We start from the raw sequence: 21,441 nt of genomic DNA on the forward strand, positions 1-21,441 counted from the left end.
AGTACGAAAAACGGCCGATAAATCCGGCCGTTAGTGACTAATTGAAACTTGCGAGCAATTTCTCTAATTGTTCCAGGCGTTTTTCTGTAATCACACGATCGTCAATTTTTACAGTAATAGCGCCACTTTTAATGTTTTTTTGCACTTTGACATAGTCATTCTCAAGTAACGCGACGTTTCTGGCTTCAGCCTTGGAAAAGGTTGTCAGATAGTTGGTAAGTAACACAGCACGCTTTTCATCGCTAACCATTTCTGTTGTGAGTTTATCAGAGTCGTATTCAGCCACTTTCTGTTTAAAGGCTTCGTTATGCTCCTGAATCGCCGCAATGAGCTTTTTGGCAGCTTCCCGACCTAAGTGATTTGCTGTTGGATAGAGGCTCACTACATCAACTGGAATTTGCTCATAGGCTTTTAACGAATCTGCAATGGCTGTGTGAGACAACCCTTCAATCGCTGCAATCTCTCGATATGAACCTTTCTTTCCTTGCCGAATTAGCGCCTGTTTAGTCTGAGAAAATGCTTTTCCCTGTTCCCACAAACTGGGTGCGATATATTGATCTGAAGAGACAGAAAGCACTTTCGCATCTTCGTCGGTAAAATCCGCTGAAGTTAAAATTACATAATCAGCACCACCCAATAAGCAGGCTTTTCTGCGTCTGGAGCCCGATAAAACTTCATGCACAGAACCTTTTTCCCAACATAAGGCTGGATGCAAATTACGCTTATCAGACTGTATAGCTGGCAAAATATCAGCAACTGAACGCTCATTCAGTAATGTTTGGTCACGACGATTATCACCATACACTTTTGTGATCTGATCAATCTCATTGTGTTTGATCACTTTACAGATCAGGGTGATCGTCCTGTTTGGATCGCTAGGAGCCGGCATAGTGATCACATCGCCAACTTTGGCCTGATCTAAAAGATCATCCAGGCTACTTCCTTCAACGGGAGTTGCAAATGGGTCGATGCGTGTGTCGTTTTTACGTTTTCTAGCCATGAAATAGTTTACCTGCTTACTGATCGAGAGATGACTGAGTTGAAGGCCAATTTGAACGGATCAACATCTCAAGTTCATCGACCACGTCTTTAATATTTTCCTGAGATTTGATCAGAGACTCACGACTTGCCAATGAATCTGACGTTTTCTGATCGAATATCGTATTGAACGAAGAGGAACTCGCTGTAATCGCTGAGCTATGGTTGATAGGATAACTCATTACCTGACGGCCAAAGGCACTACGCACATCTTTGACGATGTCACGCTGAGAATGGTTACCTTTAACATAATTGGTTACCAGGAATTGCATAAAATCCCAGCCTTCATGTCCAAGCGCAGCAACTGTATGGTAAATCTCACCCAATCGTTTTAGATACTTATTATTTGCATCAAAGTCGACGGCTTCTGGATGTACAGGTATCAACATAGCTGTAGACGCCATCAATGCATTGTAGAACATGAAATTAAGAGAAGGAGCAGTATCTATCAGGATAATATCAAATTGCTCTGAAACTGGCTCTATGACTTTCTCCTTCAATTTATGATAGTGACGAGTCTGAGCATAGCTTGATGATTCTTTTAGTTCAGTGGCGGTCTCATGCTCAAAATAAAAATCATCCATGCCTGACGGTAAAACGCGAATATTAGGAATGTGTGTTTCTCTAAATGCATCTGACACCAACTGGTCCCATGTTTCATCTTCATCAAGTTCAATACAATCTCGCATTAGATCACCTACGGTGATGGGCTCAGGATCTTGTGAAGGAAAAAAGCTTGATGATGATCCTTGGGGATCAAGATCAATGATCCCAATACGGTATCGCTTGATATTTGTTGTCGCTAAGGCTGCTGCGATATTGACAAGACTGGTTGTTTTACCACAACCACCTTTTAAACTATTGATGACGATAACTTGAAGTTTGTCGTCTGATTTTCTGTGATCAGCTTGGATCCCTAAGATTTCAGCCATTGAAAAAATATTAGCCAATGTATAGGCATAATGACCATTTGCCCCTTTTTGAATTGCTAAATGGTCAAAATCGCCTTGATCATGGCGTCTTTTTAGTGTTCTGTTGTTTACACCAAGTAAGTCTGCTGCTGCTTTTTGCGTATAAGTGCGAAGTTCTTTATCTTCGCTTTTAAGATGTGCACGATAATGCTGAATTCGGCCTTCAAGGGACTTTTCAGCTACTTCAGCGGTTGCTTTCAGCAGCCGATAGGTTGAGAGCGCATTGCTATTGATAGACATACGTTATTTCCTTCAAATGATGGTTATTATTATAATGTCCATTACTTTTGCAGTAAACATAAAAAAACAAAGACATCTATATTGATAGCTTACTTAAAGAATAAATAAATAAGATTAGAATTGGTTAGATCTATAGGTATTAAAGGTTAGAAGGGTTTAATACGATGGTATCTATTTGTTTTTATTGAATATATTGGCATTGGAGTGGATCACAATAATACTTGGTTAAGATCAGATCCTTGTGTACTCATAGATCGTGTTTTTACCAACCTTATTTTCAAAACTTCTCATGCTCACAGTTTACACACAGAGTTATCCACTTTTAATGGTGCGCAGATCTATATTTTACTAAGTAATTTCATGAAGTTATACACTTTTGTTAGATCCTTAGCTGATTTTAATAGGTAAGGATCTGATCTCTACTTGGCATAGATCGGATCCTTACTAGCTGGATTGTGTTTTATCCACAACGACTCAAAGATACGATGATTTTTGGCCGAATTGAACATGAAATCCAGTACGTGTAAGCAGATTTTGAGCAGTAGTTGGTATAATATGGATCCAAAATCATGTCTAAGTTAGTAAAAAAATGATCTCATCTTGGTTTTTTTGTCCAGATCACTTTTTTACTAACTTAAACAATTAACTTTTGATCGTGAATGTGTTGTCATTAACCGTCACAAAATTCTGGAAGTAATAAAATGAGCCGCAAGGTAAACATCTCCGTTGATAATTTACCTGATTCCCTTAGAGGTCAGATCCATGGTGTTGAAAGTGCAACCGATAACGAGAGTTTAGCGTTGTTTACTGATAACAAAGATGTACGCGTTTCGCTGGAAAGTCCTAATCATGGTTTGCGAGCTTACTCAAATACTTTCAATCATTACGACCTTTGGGGGCGATTCGTTCGTTCGGGCTATAAAAAGTTGCCTTTAGAAGAAGCACCAAAGAAAACAATTATTTCCAGACGTATTTCGGAAAAGGTCGATGGCATACTGTACGATGGTGAATTAAAAATCACTCCAGCGGTTGTGAGTAGTAAAAAGGATGGCGAAGAAGCTGAGTTTTTAGTTTGGCCATCAGACAGAGAAGAGAAGGTTGAGCGGGCATTAATTCGTCTTGCTTCAAAAGGCAAGATAGTTAAAATCAATTTTAAGTCCGGTATTCAATATGCGGTAATTTTCTCTATGAATGAGCTGGCTCAAGAGCTAAAAGCTGTTGGTCAATCAATGCCTTATCCACAGATTAAAGAGTCATTGGAAGCCCTTCAAGGGTCGAAACTTTCGTTCAAATATAGGGCTACGGATACCAAAAGCACAGATATCGATGACTCTTTTTACGAGTCAAATATGAACTTTTTGTCCTCATTGCATTTTAGTGGTAAGAAAGGTCAGGGTGGAAACGTTAAATGTGTGGCCTGCCTTAATGCTTTTGTTCATAACATGATCGATAATCTAGAATACAAGGGTTATTACTTCAATAGCGCGCAAGAGCTTAAGCGAGGCTTATCTCGCTGGATGATGCTACGTTTGTATCACTTGTGGCGATATGCAGCTCCTGGTAAAACTTACCATTTTCGGCTTTTGTCCATTATGGAAAAGTACGGTTCTATTTACCCAGATGATGAAATAACCGACAATAAACTGAAAGCGTTACGTCGAGATATGACGACAACAATGAAAGATCTGATCGAAAAAGGCGCTATATCTGAGTACCATATTTCAAATGTAAAAGATGATAAAAGTGGTAAAATCATTGATTATGTGTACGAAATGCATCCATCTGCACAGTTCTGTGATGAGATATTAGCACTAAATAAACATAATAAACGCATCGAAATTCAAGGTGGTAAGCGGATCGTTGAAAATGCGGAAGTTATTGATGAAGATACACTCGAAGAAATAGTGAAAAAGTAGCCGTTTAATAAAATAAACAATGTTTTTTGGCTTTACTCTTAGAACGCTTTATTATGTTAAATAGTCAGGCGTTCTCTAATATTTTACTAATTCCCCTAAAAGATTGCGCATTTTTTCTCTTTGCCTTGTTAAAAACTCTTTTAATAATGTAGGTCGAGTTGTGTTTTTAGGAGTTTATTGAGTTTTATGATGTGTTCTTTTTTGTGCGTTGCTTATTCCTTTGGTTGGCCAGGTAAGAATGCTCCTTACTAATTTGTCTCTTCTCTCGGGCTCAAAAGAACGATGATTTGGTCAGCCTTTTTAAACTGGCGAAATGATTTATGGTGAATATGTGCCATTTAATTCCTAAATTAATGATGTGTTCTTTTTCTGTGTGTTATTTATCTCATTGGTTGACGGAAAAGGGTTGGCCTGTGTGAGAATGCCCCTTACTCTTTTCACGGGGTCAAAAGAACAACGATTTGGTATGCTTTTTAAACTAAAGAATTGGTGCATAGTGAGTATCGAATCTGTATTTGTATCTTAATTTAATGATGTGTTCTTTTTATGTGTTATCTGTTCCTTTGGTTGATGGAATTGGGTTGGCCCGGGTGAAAATGCACCTCACTAGTTTGTCCCTGATCACGGGGTCAAAAGAACGATGATTTGGTGAGCCTTTTTAAACTGACGAGATGATGTATGGTGAGTATTGAACCTGTATTCGTGTCTTAATTTAATGATGTGTTCTTTTTCTGTGTATTATCTATCTTATTGGTTGAAGGAAAAGGGTTGGCTTGTGTGAGAATGCCCCTTACTAGTTTGTCTTTTTTCACAAGGTTAAAAGAACAACGATTTGGTATGCTTTTTAAACTAAAGAATTGGTGCATAGTGAGTATCGAATCTGTATTTGTATCTTAATTTAATGATGTGTTCTTATTGATGTTTTGCCTATGCCTTCATTTGACGAAAATGGGGTTGGCCCGGGTGAAAATGCGCCTCACTAGTTTGTCCCTGGTCATCGGGTCAAAAGAACGATGATTTGGTGAGCCTTTTTAAACTGACGAGATGATGTATGGTGAGTATTGAACCTGTATTCGTGTCTTAATTTAATGATGTGTTCTTTTTCTGTGTATTATCTATCTTATTGGTTGAAGGAAAAGGGTTGGCTTGTGTGAGAATGCCCCTTACTAGTTTGTCTTTTTTCACAAGGTTAAAAGAACAACGATTTGGTATGCTTTTTAAACTAAAGAATTGGTGCATAGTGAGTATCGAATCTGTATTTGTATCTTAATTTAATGATGTGTTCTTATTGATGTTTTGCCTATGCCTTCATTTGACGAAAATGGGGTTGGCCCGGGTGAAAATGCGCCTCACTAGTTTGTCCCTGGTCATCGGGTCAAAAGAACGATGATTTGGTGAGCCTTTTTAAACTGACGAGATGATGTATGGTGAGTATTGAACTTGTATTTGTGTCTTAGTTAAATGATGTGTTCTTTTTATGTGTTATCTGTTCCTTTGGTGATGGAATTGGGTTGGCCCGGGTGAGAATGTGCCTCGCCAGTTTGTCCCTGGTCACCGGGTCAAAAGAACGATGATTTGGTCAGCCCTTTTAAACTGACGAGATGATGTATGGTGAGTATTGAACTTGTATTTGTGTCTTAATTAAATGATGTGTTCTTATTGGTGTTTTGCCTATGCCTTCATTTGACGAAAATGGGGTTGGCCCGGGTGAGAATGCGCCTCACTTATTTGTCACTTCTCACGGGGTCAAAAGAACGATGATTTGGTCAGCTTTTTTAAACTGACGAGATGATGTATGGCGAGTATTGAACTTGTATTTGTGTCTTAATTAAATGATGTGTTCTTTTTATGTGTTATCTGTTCCTTTGGTTGATGGAACTGGGCTTGCCCGGGTGAGAGTGCGCCTCGCTAGTTTGTCCTTGGTCACCGGGTCAAAAGATTGATGATTTGGTCAGCTTTTTTAAACTAAAGAGATGATCAATGATGAATATTGAACACTTACTTCCTTAATAAATGATGTGTTCTTTTATTGTGTGTTATTTATCCCTTCGGCTGACGGAAATGGGTTGGCCTGTTGGGTGAGAATGCGCCTCACCAATTTGTCACTTCTCACGGGGTCAAAAGAACGATGATGTGGTCAGCTTTTTCATCTGACGAGATGGTCTATGATGAATACTGAACATTTACTTCCAAAACAAATGAAGTGTTCTTTTGTTGAGTGTTATTTATCTCTTTGGTTGACGGAAATGGGTTGGCCCAGGTGGTAATTCTTCTTACTAATTTGTCTTTACTCATGGGACCAAAGGAACATTGATTTGTTAAGCCTTTCAAACTGACGATCTGTTTTATGATGAGTATCGAATATTCACTTTGTAACTTAATGAAGTGTTCTCGGCTCGGCGAGATATTTCCATTTTTGACTCAGTTGCTATCAGGTCTGTGTGATTGCTTGGTAGGAAGGGACTGACGTTAGACTGTTTTACTTATTTATGGTGTGTTCCTGTTGGGTGAGATTCATACCACAGTAAGTTTCCGTTGTAAGGAGACCTGTTGCGCTACATACCAACCAGAGATGGGAGGACAGATCTGTTTTAACTAATATCAATAATATGTTCCTAAAATAAAAGCTCTTGTAACCTTGAAATGTCACACGATGATAGGCTTTAGTTTCTTGATGATACTGTTTCTTTAATGCATGTTAGTTGGTACTTACACATGACTTATGCTAATCACTTTTTGATTTTAAAGCAGAATAGTAATCGAGCTCAGATGAAACTTGATTAATCAAAGCTTGGATATCGTTTCGGTAATAAAGAAAATAGACAAAAATGAACACGCACACCATTTATGAAAGCTATTTAAATGTATGTGTGTACTTACTTGTACTTATTGGATGTTTACAATCACTTCCAGCAAAATAGTTTTTGATTTAAAAAAAGAATCCTGTTTGTGCAAACTAAGTTTAAGTTACTTTCAACTAGAGCTAAAAGATATCCAGTTGTATAGATAAGAGCGAAATCTAACGCAGTTTTCTGAGACTTTTGGTATGTGGTAAAAACGATAGTTTCTGTTGCGTTAGATTCTAATCAAAAATATATGACTTCCCTCGAGTCCATCAGTGAAAAGTAAATACGGCCGGCACTCTTAACCGAAGTGATGTTTATCGCATTTAAAGCATAAATTAGAATCAACCATTAATCGTTTCTAAATAGATTCTCTCGATCAGGTAATTGTATTCTTTTTTCCTTGGATCATTGCCATCACGACTGTAATTTTTTAATTCACCAATTTTTGTTTCTTTTTGAGGGTTTAGCAAAATGAAAGGTAACGCACCGCTTACGTGATACCTATTTTTTGCGCTAAAACGAACGTTTACTTCCGGGCTCACTCGAGTTGGGCGTCTGATCCTCAACTTTGCAGAGTCAGATAGACTTGAAACTCTAACACGTTCTTGCTCTACAATTGACTGCCAATTATTCTGATCAATTGCTCTGGGGTTTGTGTATTGGGAAGACCGTTGAAGTATATCAAGAGCTGCTTTTTTTGAGAGTGTTTTGGTAGAGTGTTTTGTCATCCAGGTGAAACGTACAGAGTAGGGAACAGCTTGCTCGAAATGTATTTTTCTATATGCTGCTAGAGTAACTAAACTGGGGACCGCACTGTGCACAGCTTCAAATCTTGCATCATTATTTGTGATTTCAAGAATAAGTTCTTTGAAGGCATCTTTTGCTAAATTTATTTCTACCAGTCTATTTCGTATCTCGTTTTTGGGATCATTTACTAAAAGTATCCCTGGATGTCTGGTGAGTACCTTGCCACTTTCTTTTTTGTCAATAAAGAGATCTTTGTAGGAAGAGATACAATGGCTGAATGCATCCTGACCTGTTAGTTTTTCTACATGAACACTATCTGGCGCAGAGAGTTCATCTTTCTTTTGTACTGGAGGTAATTTGAAATAGTAAGCTTGAGTTATGTCTGCTTGCTTAATTTCTTCACAAAATAATGAGATTTGCTCAAAAAGGTAATCAAAATGAGAGCGTATGGAAAGCTTACTTTTCATAATCAAGAGCCTAATTGCATAGAACAGATGCGTATTATACACCTTGTTAGTAAAAAAATTAATGAGCTTAGTTTTTTGGTCGGCGTTATTGTAGTTTTTACTCGGTGCTTTTATTCAACGTATACATTAAAATTAGTATGATGTGTTCCTTTTTATAATAAAGATTTATCTCTACTTAAGCAACATTAATTAATGTTTATCCCACTTTTATGATTACTTTTTATATGTTTTTCAATCAATTATCAAAAATTACGTCTTGGTTGAGGAGAGAGTTACGCTTCATCTCGAAATCAACAAATAAACCGTAAGGGGTATCTCTATGGCAAATATTAAAGCCCCAGTTTCGGGGACCGGATATATAATACTAGCGATCTAGTGCAGTATTTATCCAAATTTTAATAGAACATTTTCTCATGTATAGGTTAAAAGGGTAGTTCATAGTAAAGTTTGAAAATTCAAGGCAGCTCAAATTGTGTTATATCCGCTTTGTTGATTAATAGCGTTGTTTCCTAAATCATTGAACTCATCTAACCTTGTGTGATCAGATCTCAAAAGCAAACACCGAGACTGAACTTTGAAAGAAAAGCGTATCACCTGCTGGCTCGATTACAACAAACCCCTTATCGCCAGAGGTAACATCCAACTTTGGTTTTCCCAGGATGCAATTGTGCAGTGGAACAACACGCAACATCACGGCGGTAAAGGGCGATTTATTCATTTCTCTGAGCTGGCGATTGAGACCTGCCTGACTTTGCGCGCTGTATTTCGCTTGTCTCTTCTCTGATATCAATGATGAAACTTGGTTTGTAAACGCCAACTTATAGTTGTTTTTGCAAGCGAAGTGCTGAGCTGGCAGTTCGTTACAGACCGAGCTCTAGTGCATCCGCGGGTAATAGCACAGGCTTGAAGGTGTACGGAAATGGTGAGTGGCATGCAAGAAAACATGGTGCGAATAAACGCCGAACCTAGCGAAAGTTACATCTGGCTTTTGATGAAAATATGCGCCAAATCGTGGGTGCTGAGTTGTCTACAATCTCCGTATGTGATCCAGAGGTTCTGGGTGACTTGCTCAGATCAGTTCGGTAAAAGCGGATGGCGCTTATGATACCCGAGGCTGTTATGCCGAAATGGCAGCCAAAATGGCCGACGCGGTGATCCCACCAAGGCGCAATGCTCAGTTTTGGGAGGATGGGCATGCTCGAAACAGCGCGGTCCTTTTAATAAAGCACATAGGTAGCAGTGTGTGGAAAAAGTGTGTGAACTCCCATCAATGCTCACTGTCGGAAACAGCAATGTATCGTTGTAAACAGCTAATGGGTGACAAGCTGGTTAGTCGTGGATTCAATAAGCAGCACATTGAAGCGATTATCAAAGTGAAAGTGCTCAATAGAATGACTGGGCTAGGTATGCCTGAATATCAGGGAAACAGCTGAAATCGCAGTGTTGCCTAAGCTATTTGGATTTGATCAACAAGGCTCTGCTTAATTGAAATTATCAATATGTTCATCGATTGCTAAAGCTTTTAGAAACTATCATATGGTACAGGCATTATCTGATTTGCCTAGTTAGGGTGAGCCAGGTAAAAGCAATGCAAATTTAACATAATTCATATGTAAGATAACACAGCTTTAATTAGAACTACCAGAGACAAAACGTTAGCTCTTTGATAGCTTTTTAAATTTAAAAGATAGTTGTGAAGTAATTAGATTCGGTTAAAGTGTATGATGTGTTCTTTGTTTTTTGAATTATCCTTTAAATTCTTCGAAAGATCCTTGAAGCCTCAGCGTCTATAAGGTACCTTGCCTTTGAGGTAACTAATGAGGAATGAGGAAAATATATGAAGCCTTGGAGTCCAGATAGCTGGAGAGATCATCCGATAGTTCAGCAACCTGAATACCCGGATAAAATTGCGCTTGAGTCAGTTGAGAAGCAAATCAACGCGGCGCCACCTTTAGTATTTGCAGAGGAAACACGCAGCCTTTATAAAAGTCTTGCTGATGTTTGTGAAGGCAAAGCTTTCTTATTGCAGGGTGGAGATTGTGCAGAGTCCTTTGCTGATTTTAGTGCTACTAATATCAGAGACACTTTCAAAACACTGTTGCAGATGGCAGTTGTTCTGACTTATGGCGGAAAGTGCCCAGTTGTCAAAATAGCAAGAATGGCTGGTCAATATGCTAAGCCAAGATCATCTGATTTCGAGACCATCAATGGCGTTGCGTTACCATCTTACAGAGGCGACATCGTAAATAGTTTTGAGTTTACAGAAGAGGCACGCATACCGGATCCTAAAAGGTTGCTGACAGCTTATCACCACAGTGCATCGACACTGAACCTGCTTAGAGCATTTGCACAGGGTGGCCTTGCAGACTTACATCAGGTTAGTCGATGGAATATGAGCTTCGTTGCAGCTAACCCAATGAAAGAAAAGTTTCAACAGTTGGCAAACAGGATCCAGGAAGCTTTAGAGTTTATGGAAGTGTGCGGAATCGATTCATCCGTCGCGCCAAGCCTTAAAGAAACACATTTATATACTTCACATGAAGCTTTATTGTTAGGGTATGAACAAGCACTCACGCGTCGCGACCATCTAAGTGGAGACTGGTACGATTGTTCCGCGCATTTTGTCTGGATCGGTGAAAGGACTAGACAATTAGATCATGCACATATTGAATTCTTTAGAGGAATTAAAAACCCGATTGGTGTAAAGGTTGGCCCTGGTATGAAACCAGACGAGCTTATCCAACTTATCGACGCGCTCAACCCAGAGAATATCCCGGGCAGACTTACTTTGATCACGCGAATGGGGGCAGACATCTTGCCAGAAAAGCTACCAGCCTTGGTGAGAAAAGTTCAGGAAGAAGGACGTAAAGTAGTTTGGAGTTCAGATCCAATGCATGGCAATACTGAAAAAGCCAGCACAGGATATAAAACTCGAAGCTTCAATAATATACTACGTGAAATCAGTCAGTTCTTCGCTGTACATAAAGCTGAAGGGTCCTACCCAGGCGGTGTACACCTGGAAATGACAGGTCAGCACGTTACGGAATGTATCGGCGGAGCTTATGGACTTTCAGACGAGGACTTAGCTCAGCGCTATCGAACACAATGCGATCCGCGCTTGAACGCAGATCAAGTCTTAGAGCTAGGCTTCCTGGTTGCAGACTTGTTGAAAGACGCAAGAAACCGAGTTTAAAACAATAAAAAGGCCCAGATGGGCCTTTTTATCAATATTTACGCCTTTCTAAGTTTGTCTCTGACATTATCTTTGCAGAAATTTCTTCAACAGAAAACTTGGTAGAGTTCAGGTAGGGGATCCTGTTCTTTTTAAACAGCATTTCAACTTCCCGTACTTCAATCCTGCATTGGCGAATAGAAGCGTATCGCGAGTTAGCCATGCGCTCTTGCCTGATTGCAGACAGTCGCTCCGGATCTATGGTCAAACCGAATATTTTATGTTTGAACGGAGTTAAACACTTAGGTAGTGTGCCTTTTTCCAAATCGTCTTCTGTCATAGGATAATTTGCTGCTTTAATGCCGTACTGTAGAGCAAGATAAAGACTGGTTGGTGTCTTTCCGCTTCGGCTTACGCCGACCAGAATTATATCCGCCTTTTCGTAATCTTTGACATTTGCACCATCGTCGTTGGCCAACGCATAGTTGACAGCATCAATTCTGAAATCATAAGTCGCTTCATGAATACTGTGTGTTCTGTGTACTTTTGGAACAGGTGCTACTTTTAGCTCTCTTTTTACAATTTCACTAGAATAAGATAGGAAGTCATAGCAAACGCCATCGGACGCCAAAATGATATCTGACAAAACCGGGTTTACAAAAGTGAAAAATACTAGCGGTTTTTCGCCACTGGTTGCCGCTGTCTCATTGATTAAATCTTTGATTTTTTCTGCTTTCTCTACAGTTTCGACAAATGGAATAGTTTTGTGGTTAAAGTCCACAGGAAACATTGATAGGGTAGCATGACCGAACACTTCTGACGTAATCGCCGTCCCGTCTGATATATAAAATGCAGTTCTCATTTTAACCTTTAAATTACTTTTTTAGTATTTTTTCGCGTCGCGGTTTACGTCGCTATGCTTTAAGTTGTAGAATGCCTTCGACCTATAGGAAGGTCAATTTTTCTCTCACATTAAATACAATTTGTTTTGGAGACAGTTCCGTGCAAGACTACGTTCTCTGGTATCAAGAATTAGGTATGCAAGACGTACCTAGAGTTGGTGGTAAAAACGCTTCTCTGGGTGAAATGATATCTAACCTTGCCAATGCAGGTGTACAAGTACCCGGTGGATTCGCGACTACGGCAGACGCCTTTAATGAGTTCTTAGAGCAATCAGGCCTCAATGAAAAAATCCACACCATTCTCGATACTCTCGATGTTGACGACGTCAACGAACTTGCCAAAGTCGGCGCCCAAATCCGTCAATGGGTAATCGACACACCATTCCAGCCAGAATTAGACCAAGCCATTCGTAAGGCTTATACGTCACTCCACGGTGATGAAAACAACGATGTCTCCTTCGCAGTGCGTTCATCAGCGACCGCAGAAGATATGCCAGACGCATCTTTTGCCGGACAGCAAGAAACTTTCCTGAATGTGAAAGGTATAGATGCGGTGATGGTTGCTATCAAACACGTTTTTGCATCACTGTTTAATGACCGCGCAATATCTTATCGAGTTCACCAAGGCTACGACCACCGCGGCGTTGCGCTTTCTGCTGGCATCCAGCGCATGGTTCGTTCAGACAAAGCGTCTTCAGGTGTAATGTTCACCATAGATACAGAATCGGGTTTTGAAGATGTCGTTTTTGTCACGTCAAGCTATGGTCTTGGCGAAATGGTAGTTCAAGGCGCTGTAAATCCGGATGAATTTTACGTTCACAAACCAACACTTGCTAAAGGCTTACCAGCAGTTGTTAGACGTAATATCGGTTCTAAAGCAATTCAAATGGTGTATTCAACCGACGAATCTCATGGCAAACAAGTTGAGATCGTTGATATGGAGCCAGAATTATCTAACAAATTCTCAATCACAGATAGCGAAGTCGAAGAACTGGCCAAGCAAGCTGTTATCATCGAAAAGCACTACGGTCGTCCAATGGACATTGAATGGGCTAAAGATGGCAACGATGGTAAACTCTATATTGTACAGGCTCGTCCAGAAACAGTGCGTTCTAATGAAGATGCGAACGTTATGGAACGCTATCAGCTTAAAGAGAAGTCAAACGTAGTTTGCGAAGGTCGCGCGATTGGCCATAAAATTGGCAGCGGTGTGGTACGTGTACTCAATTCTATCGATGAAATGGATAAAGTTGAGCAGGGTGACATCCTGGTTACCGACATGACAGACCCGGATTGGGAACCTATCATGAAACGCGCTGCGGCAATTGTTACCAACCGTGGTGGACGTACCTGTCATGCTGCAATTATCGCTCGTGAGCTTGGCATTCCTGCAGTGGTTGGTTGCGGCAACGCAACAGACACCATCAAACACGGCGACGAAGTAACCGTTTCTTGTGCAGAGGGTGACACTGGTTACATCTACCAGGGTAAACTAGACTTCGAAGTCATTTCTTCACGCATTGACTCAATGCCTGAAATTCCTATGAAGATAATGATGAATGTGGGCAACCCAGATCGAGCATTTGACTTCGCTAAGCTGCCGCATGCAGGTATTGGTCTCGCTCGTCTAGAGTTCATCATTAACCGCATGATCGGTGTGCACCCAAAAGCACTTATTAATTTTGATACTCAGCCGGCTGACCTTCAAGCTGAAATCAAAGATATCATTGCGGGATATGAGTCTCCTGTAGAGTTCTATATCGCTAAACTGGTTGAAGGCATTTCAACACTAGGTGCAGCGTTTGCGCCAGAGCGTGTTATTGTTCGTATGTCTGACTTCAAGTCAAACGAGTACGCAAACTTGGTTGGCGGTCAACAGTACGAGCCGGAAGAAGAAAACCCAATGATTGGTTTCCGGGGTGCATCACGCTATATTTCGGAAGATTTCCGCGAGTGCTTCGCACTTGAATGTGAAGCTATTAAACGTGTTCGCAACGGAATGGGTCTGGACAACGTCGAGATTATGATTCCTTTCGTTCGTACACTTGAAGAAGCGGCTCAGGTTATTCAGCTTCTAGAAGAGCACGGCCTTAAGCGTGGGGAAAATGGCTTGAAGGTAATCATGATGTGTGAATTACCTTCAAATGCACTATTGGCAGAAGAGTTCCTTGAATATTTTGATGGATTCTCAATAGGTTCAAATGACCTGACTCAGCTTACTTTGGGTCTTGACCGAGATTCTGGTCTGATTGCACACTTGTTCGATGAGCGTAACCCGGCCATCAAAAAACTGCTTTCTATGGCAATTCAGACAGCCAAAGCAAAAGGCAAATACGTTGGTATTTGTGGCCAAGGTCCATCGGATCATGAAGACTTTGCAGCTTGGTTAGTTGATCAAGGCATTGACTCTGTATCACTTAACCCTGATACAGTGCTTGAAACTTGGCTATATCTTGCTGAGCAAAACAAAGCTTAATTGAATTAATTAGCTAAAAGGCCTGTTTTTACAGGCCTTTTTTATTTTCTGATTATACTAATTTGCTTAATTAAGTGTTCTGTTTTAAAGCGAGAAAATAGGGTCGAAAACACCTTCCCTGCGTCCTGATATCGCTGAGGCACCTACATCCGTATAAGCGAGGCGACACTTTGCAATCTTATACCTTAAAAGTACAAGTTCTAAATGAGAACTCTTTAACGCCGTTAGCGTCATGTTTTCCCCTTCAAATAGAAACGGTATTAAATAAAATTTGTTCTATCTCAAGCGTTTATCAAGTTGCACGCAAATTGTCTTAAATCCAGCCTGCGTTTTTTTCAAGTAGCTCCTCGCCCATGGGTAATTAAACGACAAACAAACTAGGCCAGCTAACAAGAAAACAATAGAAGGACCGGGTACTACAATAAATAGTAAAGCTAACATGGCACAAACTGCAGCTAATACATTCAAAAGTAACTTCTTCATACCAACCTCGCGGGTTTTATAGTTACCTATAAGCGTACTTCATATCCCAAAGACAATCTTTTTCTAAATGTAACAAAACGAAAAATTCCGGATTTGTAATGGCACTCAACATGATACAATGCTAGCAAAGCAATAATTTATTACCGTCATGATTGCCGAAATTACCCAGCAGGATTCTGCAAATACATTATTAACTGACTACATCAAAAAGATCACAGGCCAGGGCTTTAGCGGAGATACCGATACGAGTTACGCAACCAGAATAGTAACCGCCACTGATAACAGCATTTATCAAGAAATTCCCCAGGCTGTTATCTATCCACGGAATTCGAAGGATGTACAGGTCGCGATGCAAGTTGCATCACTGGACCCTTTTCTTTCTTTAAGCTTTGGCCCTCGAGGTGGTGGTACAGGTACTAATGGCCAGTCACTTACTCCTGGTATCGTTGTTGATTTATCTCGTTACATGCGCGAAATTCTTGAGATCAACGAAGAAGAAGGCTGGGTAAAAGTTCAAACCGGTGTAATCAAAGATCAGCTCAATGATTTTCTGAGACCATATGGTTTCTTTTTTGCTCCCGATCTATCCACCAGTAACCGCGCTACTATAGGTGGAATGATAAATACAGATGCATCTGGCCAGGGTTCGCTTGTTTATGGAAAAACGAGTGATCACGTGCTTGAACTTAAGACAATCCTTGTCGACGGTACGGAGCTCAACACCAGCAAGCTTGAACTTGAAAAAGCACAGATACTCGCTAAACAAACCAATCGGGTTGGTGAAATCTATAATGCTGTTCTAAATAGCTGTAAGGAAAATCGAGACCTCGTACTAGAGAAATTTCCCAGACTCAATCGCTTTTTAACCGGCTACGATCTGGAAAACGTGTTCGACGAACAAATGACAACCTTTGATTTGAGTCGAGTGATCACCGGTTCAGAGGGGTCACTTGGTATTGTCACGGAAGCCAAGTTAAATGTTACGCGTATTCAGCCGTATAAAACACTAATCAATATTAAATACGATTCTTTCGAGTCTGCGCTCAGAAATTCACCATTTTTAGTCGCTGCGAATGCCACTTCAGTTGAAACTGTTGACAGTAAGGTCCTTAATCTTGCGAAGCAGGATATTATCTGGCATTCAGTATCGGACTTAATATCCGACGTACCAGGTGTCGAAGTTCAGGGACTTAACATGGTTGAGTTCAACGGAGAAACACCTGACGAAATCGAACACAAAGTATCTTCACTGTGTAAACAACTAGACCTCCTCATTGCCAATAAAGAAGCAGGGGTTGTCGGTTATCAGCTCACCAATGATAAGTCCGATATTCTTAAAATTTACGCGATGCGTAAAAAGGCGGTTGGTTTACTTGGTAATACTAAAGGTAAACAAAAGCCTCTGGCGTTTGCGGAAGATACTGCCGTACCACCAGAAAACCTTGCTGATTTTATATTAGAATTTCGAGCGCTATTGGATAGCAAAGGTTTACACTACGGTATGTTTGGCCACGTTGATGCTGGTGTACTCCATGTTCGTCCGGCTCTGGATATGTGTGATCCGGAACAAGAGAAATTACTTCGAGAAATTTCTGATCAGGTAGTTGCGCTGACAGCCAAATATCGCGGGCTTATGTGGGGTGAACATGGTAAAGGATATCGAAGTGAATACGGCCCGGAGTTTTTTGGCGATACACTGTTTAATGAACTGAGAAAAATTAAAACAGCATTCGACAAAAATAACCGCCTGAACCCAGGCAAGATCTGTACACCTATTGATAGTAATGAGCGCCTAGTTAGTGTGGACGATCAAAAACGCGCATGGTTTGATAAGTCTATCAATATCGAAGTCAGAGAAAGTTTTGAAAATGCGATGAACTGTAACGGTAACGGGCTCTGCTTCAACTATGACGAAACGTCGCCAATGTGTCCATCATATAAAGTGACTAAAGATCGTCGTCATTCACCTAAAGGTCGAGCGTCGCTGATCCGAGAATGGTTCCGACTGCAAGAAGAGCAGGGGGTTGATCTACTAGCGGTGGAGAAAACCTTAATTACAAAGGAAAATGATACAACCTGGTGGGAACGTTTTCGAAATAATCAGAAAAAACAGAAAGGCTTTTATGATTTCTCACATGAAGTGAAAGAGTCAATGGATGAGTGCTTAGCTTGTAAAGCCTGCACAACCGCTTGCCCAATAAAAGTAGACGTGCCAAGTTTTCGTGCGAGGTTTTTGAACCTTTACCACAGCAAGTACAATCGACCACTTAAAGATCACTTGGTTGCTAATGTTGAAAAAACTACACCTTTGATGGCAAAACTACCAAGAACGACAAACTTTTTTGTCAATTTTCCTCCCGTAAAGTTAGCTTTGAAAAAAATCATTGGTTATGTCGATACGCCTAAGCTAAGTGTTCCTACATTAACTTCGAGAGTAAAAAGCGCACAGTTATACGACGAAAATAAATTGGCCGCTTTATCAAAAGAAGCAATGTCCGATATTGTGTTTATCGTGCAAGACCCTTTTACCAGCTATTACGAAGCGGAGCTGGTAGAAGCACTCATTAAGTTAGTTGGTAAACTTGGCAAACAAGCGGTCCTCTTGCCTTTCGTACCAAACGGCAAGGCGCAACACGTAAAAGGATTTCTAAAAGAATTCAAGTCAACCGCATCTTCCGCAAACGAATTTCTTTCTCGCGTCGCGGAATTTGGTAGACCAATGATTGGGTTAGATGCTTCGTTAGTTCTTTGCTATCGAGATGAGTATCTTAACATCCTTGAGAAAGACAAACTGGCATTTCAAGTGCAGCTGGCGCATGAATGGCTCGCTACTCAGAACTGGGATGCACTCGGCCAACAAACAAAAGTCAGCTCAAGCAAAGTCAAGCTGTTAAGTCATTGTACTGAAACCAGCGCGATGCCAGAAAGTAAGAATGTCTGGAAAACGATATTCAATCAGCTAGGTATTAATCTGGATACTCCGGCAACAGGTTGTTGTGGTATGGCTGGTACCTATGGACATGAAACTGATCATCAGGAAAACTCAAGAAGCCTGTATGAAATGTCCTGGCAGCATCATACGAAAAAGATGGATTCTGAAACAATTTTGGCAACCGGGTTCTCTTGCCGCTGCCAAGTTAAGCGGTTCGAAAATCAAAAGCCTATGCATCCAATAGAGTTTATCGCTAATAACCTCTAATATTATCAGCATAGTAACAGTCTTAGCTCTGTTGCTATGCTTTTTATTCCAACCCATTTTCCTTCGTTTCCCCCAAAACGCTCAAATTTAACATAATAGCTTTCACATAACGTTTTCCGCTCGGTTACAATTTCTCATAAGTTTAGAAGTTGCTGAGTTTAGAAGTTGCTGAGTTAAGATTAATGCTCAAATATGTATGATGTGTTCTCACTAACTTTTTAAATGATAATATTCAAACCGCCAGTAACGTATGAGTTAGGAATTAACACCTGAGGGGAATATTTGTCGTAGCGTGTTTAAAATATCAGCCACATAAAAATAAAATTATATGAGGAGGGAGAGTAACATGCTAGAAAACCTCTCTGGTTTGGCATTGAATATTTTTACCGGACATATTTTATGAGATATAATGTATCTAAAGTGCAGATTATAACCCCCCCACTAAAATTAAAAAATATATAGAAACTAATTTAAATATAGATTTTAAAACGAACTCAAAAATTAATATAAAAATCTGGCGGAGTTAAAAATGAAGGAGCTTTACAAAGGCAGGGAGCGGTAATGCTAGATAAAGCTATCAAAAATTAGCATGGTTCCTTTTCCCTATTATAGAAAAACCACTTACAAATAAAATTAGTGTTAGCCCTGTAGAAAAAATCTGTAAATAAAAAATACGGATTAAATTTAAACAATGCTACTAAGTGTCGCTTAGTTAAATTATAACTTGCGCTTTATACCCGATTTAGCTCGCTCTTTTATATTGGTTTGGATATAAATCTGATCAGTCGTCGCGATTTTTGAGTGACCAAGGTCTTCAGATAAATGCTTCAGTGGTCTGTGCTGCGCGTCATGGGTAGCACCAGTGTGCCTTAACCAATGGGAGGTCGCAGCTTGTAGATTTTCTGACTCTTCCTGAAAACCATCTTCATTCAGTTTTTTTATTGCAAGATCAAAGCTCTCCTGAACGATGCGACGGATTTGTCTGACATTCATCCCGCCGCTTCCTCTTAGCTTATGAATAATGGGATGTGGCTCATCAACACGGGGGAGGGAGCTCAAACCACGGCTCAGGCGATAACGTTTAAGGTAATCAATAAAGTCCTCGCTCAAGGTAACATCCCTGAGTTTGTTGCCTTTTCCCATAATACGTAAAAACCAAAACCCGTCCTGATCTTGCCAAAAATGACTCATTACCGGTGCCCATTGTGGTCTATCAGACAGTTCAGAGATACGCAGATATAAGCCTTTTAAACAGGCGAGGGTAAACAGGTTACGCTCAAGCTTGGGATCCTTTTCGCAACGATCTTTTGTAACGCCAAACACATATTCCCATTGTAAATCACTAAGCGTGTCAGGCAGCTTAATCTGCGACTGAACAACCAGATAAGGACAGTTCTTTTTAACAACAGGAACGAAATTTGTAAAAGTTCTTTCTTCTAAAATCGCAAATTTATAAAATACATTGAGCGCGGTGAACATAGATGAAAGTGTTTGCTGACTAACCCCATTAGCCTTGTAAACAAAGGGACGCCAGCTTGGGTTAACTCGTCTAAAGCCTTCAATATCCTTAAATCGCCATTGTACTGAATCCGCTACCCACTCATCTTTTGTTTCAACAACAAACTCAACATAACCCTCAATGTCTTCTCGTTTTAAGTCGAACACCGAGGTCTTTTGAATACACCAGGCCCACAGGAAAAAACGCTCAATCTCATTGCGAAAACGATTAAAAGTGGCTTCAGATTTACGGCCATATACGTACAAAAACTGATAAAGAAATGCTAGTTCACCTTTACACCGTTCGGGATCAAACACGTCATTTTTCAAAAAGTGGTCAATATCAGGGTACTCAGTTGCCAGTGTATTGTCTTCAAGATGCGCAACTAAATATCTAAGCTGTCTGAGTGTGTCAACGAGAGGCGTCATAAGGTGTGTATAACACTGATTATTTAAACAGTGGTTTATTCTGACCTAAGCATTTGTAGATTGCAACGGTCTTATCCCACTAAAAGGAAAATTACACACCCATCGACTGAGTCTGTCCGGGCAATTAAACCTCGACCTTTCTATCCGACTGCTTAACGTACTCCAGAATGATGAGAAGATTACAGATGAACCATAAATCTTTGATAATGAACAAGCCTAGTCCATCAATCACTGTTGCATCGGAAAAACCCCCGTCAGCGGTGAACAAGAATGTCTGAGTCATAACGAATACCGCACCGGTCCCAGCCAGACCAGCGAGTATCACAACACGCTTGTTAAACCAAACCCCAAACCCGAGAACAATAGCAAAAACCAGGTCATAGATACCTATCAAATCAGATGCCTGCTGTACACTAAACAGAGTATATAACCAGCTCATGAAAGGCGAAGTTTCGACCAGGGGCACGATTGCTTTTGCTTCAAGTTCTAAGAACTTCATACCACCAATCCAGAATAAAACAATCGCAACTGGTATATAGTTCAGTAATGCATGGGTACGGATATCTACACGTGTACCAAAACACAAATAAAATGCCAGAGGCAAAAGCGCAAAATACTTAATAATACCCTGGCCCGATCCGATTACAGGAAACCCTCCGTGTTCAGCTATCCAGCGGCTTGAATCGAATAAGGTTAATAGCATAATAACACTTACGAAAATTATTAAGAAAAATTGAGGTCTGCGAAGAGAAGGTAATATTGGCGATGAAGCCAAGATGATCCCCGCGAATAAAAACAATCCGCCTAAAAATAGGCCGAGATTTGACGAAGAATAAATATCTGTAAGAGAATAGAAACCAAACGCCTTTTCTACATATCCAGAATGACCGCCGAGCATAAAAGAAGTGCCAATCACAACCAGACTGGACGCAATGACAAAAGCGATTAGCTTGAAATTAATTGAGTGAGACATAGTGTTCCTGAAATATTGATTGTCCTTAGGAGACCGGTAAAGACAATATTTATTTCACGAGCTCTCAAATTTGTCTTTTAGACTA

Annotated in this window: 13 protein-coding genes; 6 read left to right on the forward strand and 7 right to left on the reverse strand. The window is 40.2% G+C overall.

The genetic code is table 11. The features are described 5' to 3' along the window. Window positions 1–37: 37 nt before the first annotated feature. Window positions 38–1,000 (reverse strand): transcriptional regulator, encoded by a 963-nt coding sequence (locus tag CWC22_RS23945; protein ID WP_138539276.1) that lies wholly within the window; start codon window positions 998–1,000, stop codon window positions 38–40. 16 nt (window positions 1,001–1,016) lie between these two features. After that, the gene (locus CWC22_RS23950; RefSeq protein ID WP_138539277.1) at window positions 1,017–2,249 is read right to left on the reverse strand and encodes an AAA family ATPase; all 1,233 of its coding nucleotides are present in this window, start codon (window positions 2,247–2,249) and stop codon (window positions 1,017–1,019) included. A gap of 701 nt (window positions 2,250–2,950) precedes the next feature. Between CWC22_RS23950 and CWC22_RS23955 the strand changes: the two genes are divergently transcribed. After that, a complete protein-coding gene (locus tag CWC22_RS23955) occupies window positions 2,951–4,165 on the forward strand; it encodes a hypothetical protein (protein WP_010381348.1) in 1,215 nt (404 codons plus the stop codon). A gap of 3,187 nt (window positions 4,166–7,352) precedes the next feature. Here CWC22_RS23955 and CWC22_RS23960 read toward each other — a convergent pair. After that, a complete protein-coding gene (locus tag CWC22_RS23960; protein ID WP_125564641.1) occupies window positions 7,353–8,225 on the reverse strand; it encodes a DNA replication terminus site-binding protein in 873 nt (290 codons plus the stop codon). Between the two features lie 574 nt (window positions 8,226–8,799). Here CWC22_RS23960 and CWC22_RS24655 point away from each other — a divergent pair. The 3 genes from CWC22_RS24655 to CWC22_RS23970 all read left to right on the forward strand — a co-directional run bounded on the left by CWC22_RS24655 (window position 8,800) and on the right by CWC22_RS23970 (window position 11,418). Then, the gene (locus CWC22_RS24655) at window positions 8,800–9,009 is read left to right on the forward strand and encodes a transposase (protein WP_239445456.1); all 210 of its coding nucleotides are present in this window, start codon (window positions 8,800–8,802) and stop codon (window positions 9,007–9,009) included. A 343-nt stretch (window positions 9,010–9,352) separates the two neighbouring features. Beyond that, the gene (locus tag CWC22_RS24660; protein ID WP_419144623.1) at window positions 9,353–9,658 is read left to right on the forward strand and encodes a hypothetical protein; all 306 of its coding nucleotides are present in this window, start codon (window positions 9,353–9,355) and stop codon (window positions 9,656–9,658) included. Between the two features lie 404 nt (window positions 9,659–10,062). Then, window positions 10,063–11,418 (forward strand): class II 3-deoxy-7-phosphoheptulonate synthase, encoded by a 1,356-nt coding sequence (locus CWC22_RS23970; protein ID WP_125564636.1) that lies wholly within the window; start codon window positions 10,063–10,065, stop codon window positions 11,416–11,418. Between the two features lie 31 nt (window positions 11,419–11,449). Here CWC22_RS23970 and CWC22_RS23975 read toward each other — a convergent pair whose 3' ends face one another. Next, window positions 11,450–12,259 (reverse strand): pyruvate, water dikinase regulatory protein, encoded by an 810-nt coding sequence (locus tag CWC22_RS23975; RefSeq protein WP_125564634.1) that lies wholly within the window; start codon window positions 12,257–12,259, stop codon window positions 11,450–11,452. A gap of 140 nt (window positions 12,260–12,399) precedes the next feature. On the opposite strand from CWC22_RS23975, the gene ppsA reads away from it, so the two are divergent. Then, window positions 12,400–14,775, forward strand: coding sequence for a phosphoenolpyruvate synthase (ppsA, locus tag CWC22_RS23980; RefSeq protein WP_125564632.1), 2,376 nt, complete (start codon window positions 12,400–12,402; stop codon window positions 14,773–14,775). A gap of 276 nt (window positions 14,776–15,051) precedes the next feature. Here ppsA and CWC22_RS23985 read toward each other — a convergent pair whose 3' ends face one another. Then, a complete protein-coding gene (locus CWC22_RS23985) occupies window positions 15,052–15,258 on the reverse strand; it encodes a PGPGW domain-containing protein (RefSeq protein ID WP_125564630.1) in 207 nt (68 codons plus the stop codon). A 148-nt stretch (window positions 15,259–15,406) separates the two neighbouring features. Here CWC22_RS23985 and CWC22_RS23990 point away from each other — a divergent pair, with 148 nt between their 5' ends. Then, the gene (locus CWC22_RS23990) at window positions 15,407–18,457 is read left to right on the forward strand and encodes an FAD-binding and (Fe-S)-binding domain-containing protein (protein WP_138539278.1); all 3,051 of its coding nucleotides are present in this window, start codon (window positions 15,407–15,409) and stop codon (window positions 18,455–18,457) included. Window positions 18,458–19,174: 717 nt separating this feature from the next. On the opposite strand, the gene CWC22_RS23995 is transcribed toward CWC22_RS23990, so the two are convergent. Both CWC22_RS23995 and CWC22_RS24000 read right to left on the reverse strand, forming a co-directional pair. Then, entirely contained in the window at window positions 19,175–20,383 is a 1,209-nt protein-coding gene (locus tag CWC22_RS23995) for a tyrosine-type recombinase/integrase (protein ID WP_138539279.1), read from the reverse strand. Window positions 20,384–20,507: 124 nt separating this feature from the next. Then, window positions 20,508–21,356 carry a DUF417 family protein gene (locus CWC22_RS24000; RefSeq protein WP_138539280.1) on the reverse strand — a complete coding sequence of 283 codons (849 nt, stop codon included), beginning with the start codon at window positions 21,354–21,356 and terminating at the stop codon, window positions 20,508–20,510. Between the last annotated feature and the right edge of the window lie 85 nt (window positions 21,357–21,441).

It is taken from the genome of Pseudoalteromonas rubra (assembly GCF_005886805.2).
Lineage (GTDB): Bacteria > Pseudomonadota > Gammaproteobacteria > Enterobacterales > Alteromonadaceae > Pseudoalteromonas > Pseudoalteromonas rubra_D.

Bases quoted from the DNA above. Each gene is read 5' to 3' on its own strand.
- CWC22_RS23945 (WP_138539276.1), bottom strand. From the start codon at position 1,000: ATGGCTAGAAAACGTAAAAACGACACACGCATCGACCCATTTGCAACT.
- CWC22_RS23950 (WP_138539277.1), bottom strand. From the start codon at position 2,249: ATGTCTATCAATAGCAATGCGCTCTCAACCTATCGGCTGCTGAAAGCA.
- CWC22_RS23955 (WP_010381348.1), top strand. From the start codon at position 2,951: ATGAGCCGCAAGGTAAACATCTCCGTTGATAATTTACCTGATTCCCTT.
- CWC22_RS23960 (WP_125564641.1), bottom strand. From the start codon at position 8,225: ATGAAAAGTAAGCTTTCCATACGCTCTCATTTTGATTACCTTTTTGAG.
- CWC22_RS24660 (WP_419144623.1), top strand. From the start codon at position 9,353: ATGGCAGCCAAAATGGCCGACGCGGTGATCCCACCAAGGCGCAATGCT.
- CWC22_RS23970 (WP_125564636.1), top strand. From the start codon at position 10,063: ATGAAGCCTTGGAGTCCAGATAGCTGGAGAGATCATCCGATAGTTCAG.
- CWC22_RS23975 (WP_125564634.1), bottom strand. From the start codon at position 12,259: ATGAGAACTGCATTTTATATATCAGACGGGACGGCGATTACGTCAGAA.
- CWC22_RS23985 (WP_125564630.1), bottom strand. From the start codon at position 15,258: ATGAAGAAGTTACTTTTGAATGTATTAGCTGCAGTTTGTGCCATGTTA.
- CWC22_RS23990 (WP_138539278.1), top strand. From the start codon at position 15,407: ATGATTGCCGAAATTACCCAGCAGGATTCTGCAAATACATTATTAACT.
- CWC22_RS23995 (WP_138539279.1), bottom strand. From the start codon at position 20,383: ATGACGCCTCTCGTTGACACACTCAGACAGCTTAGATATTTAGTTGCG.
- CWC22_RS24000 (WP_138539280.1), bottom strand. From the start codon at position 21,356: ATGTCTCACTCAATTAATTTCAAGCTAATCGCTTTTGTCATTGCGTCC.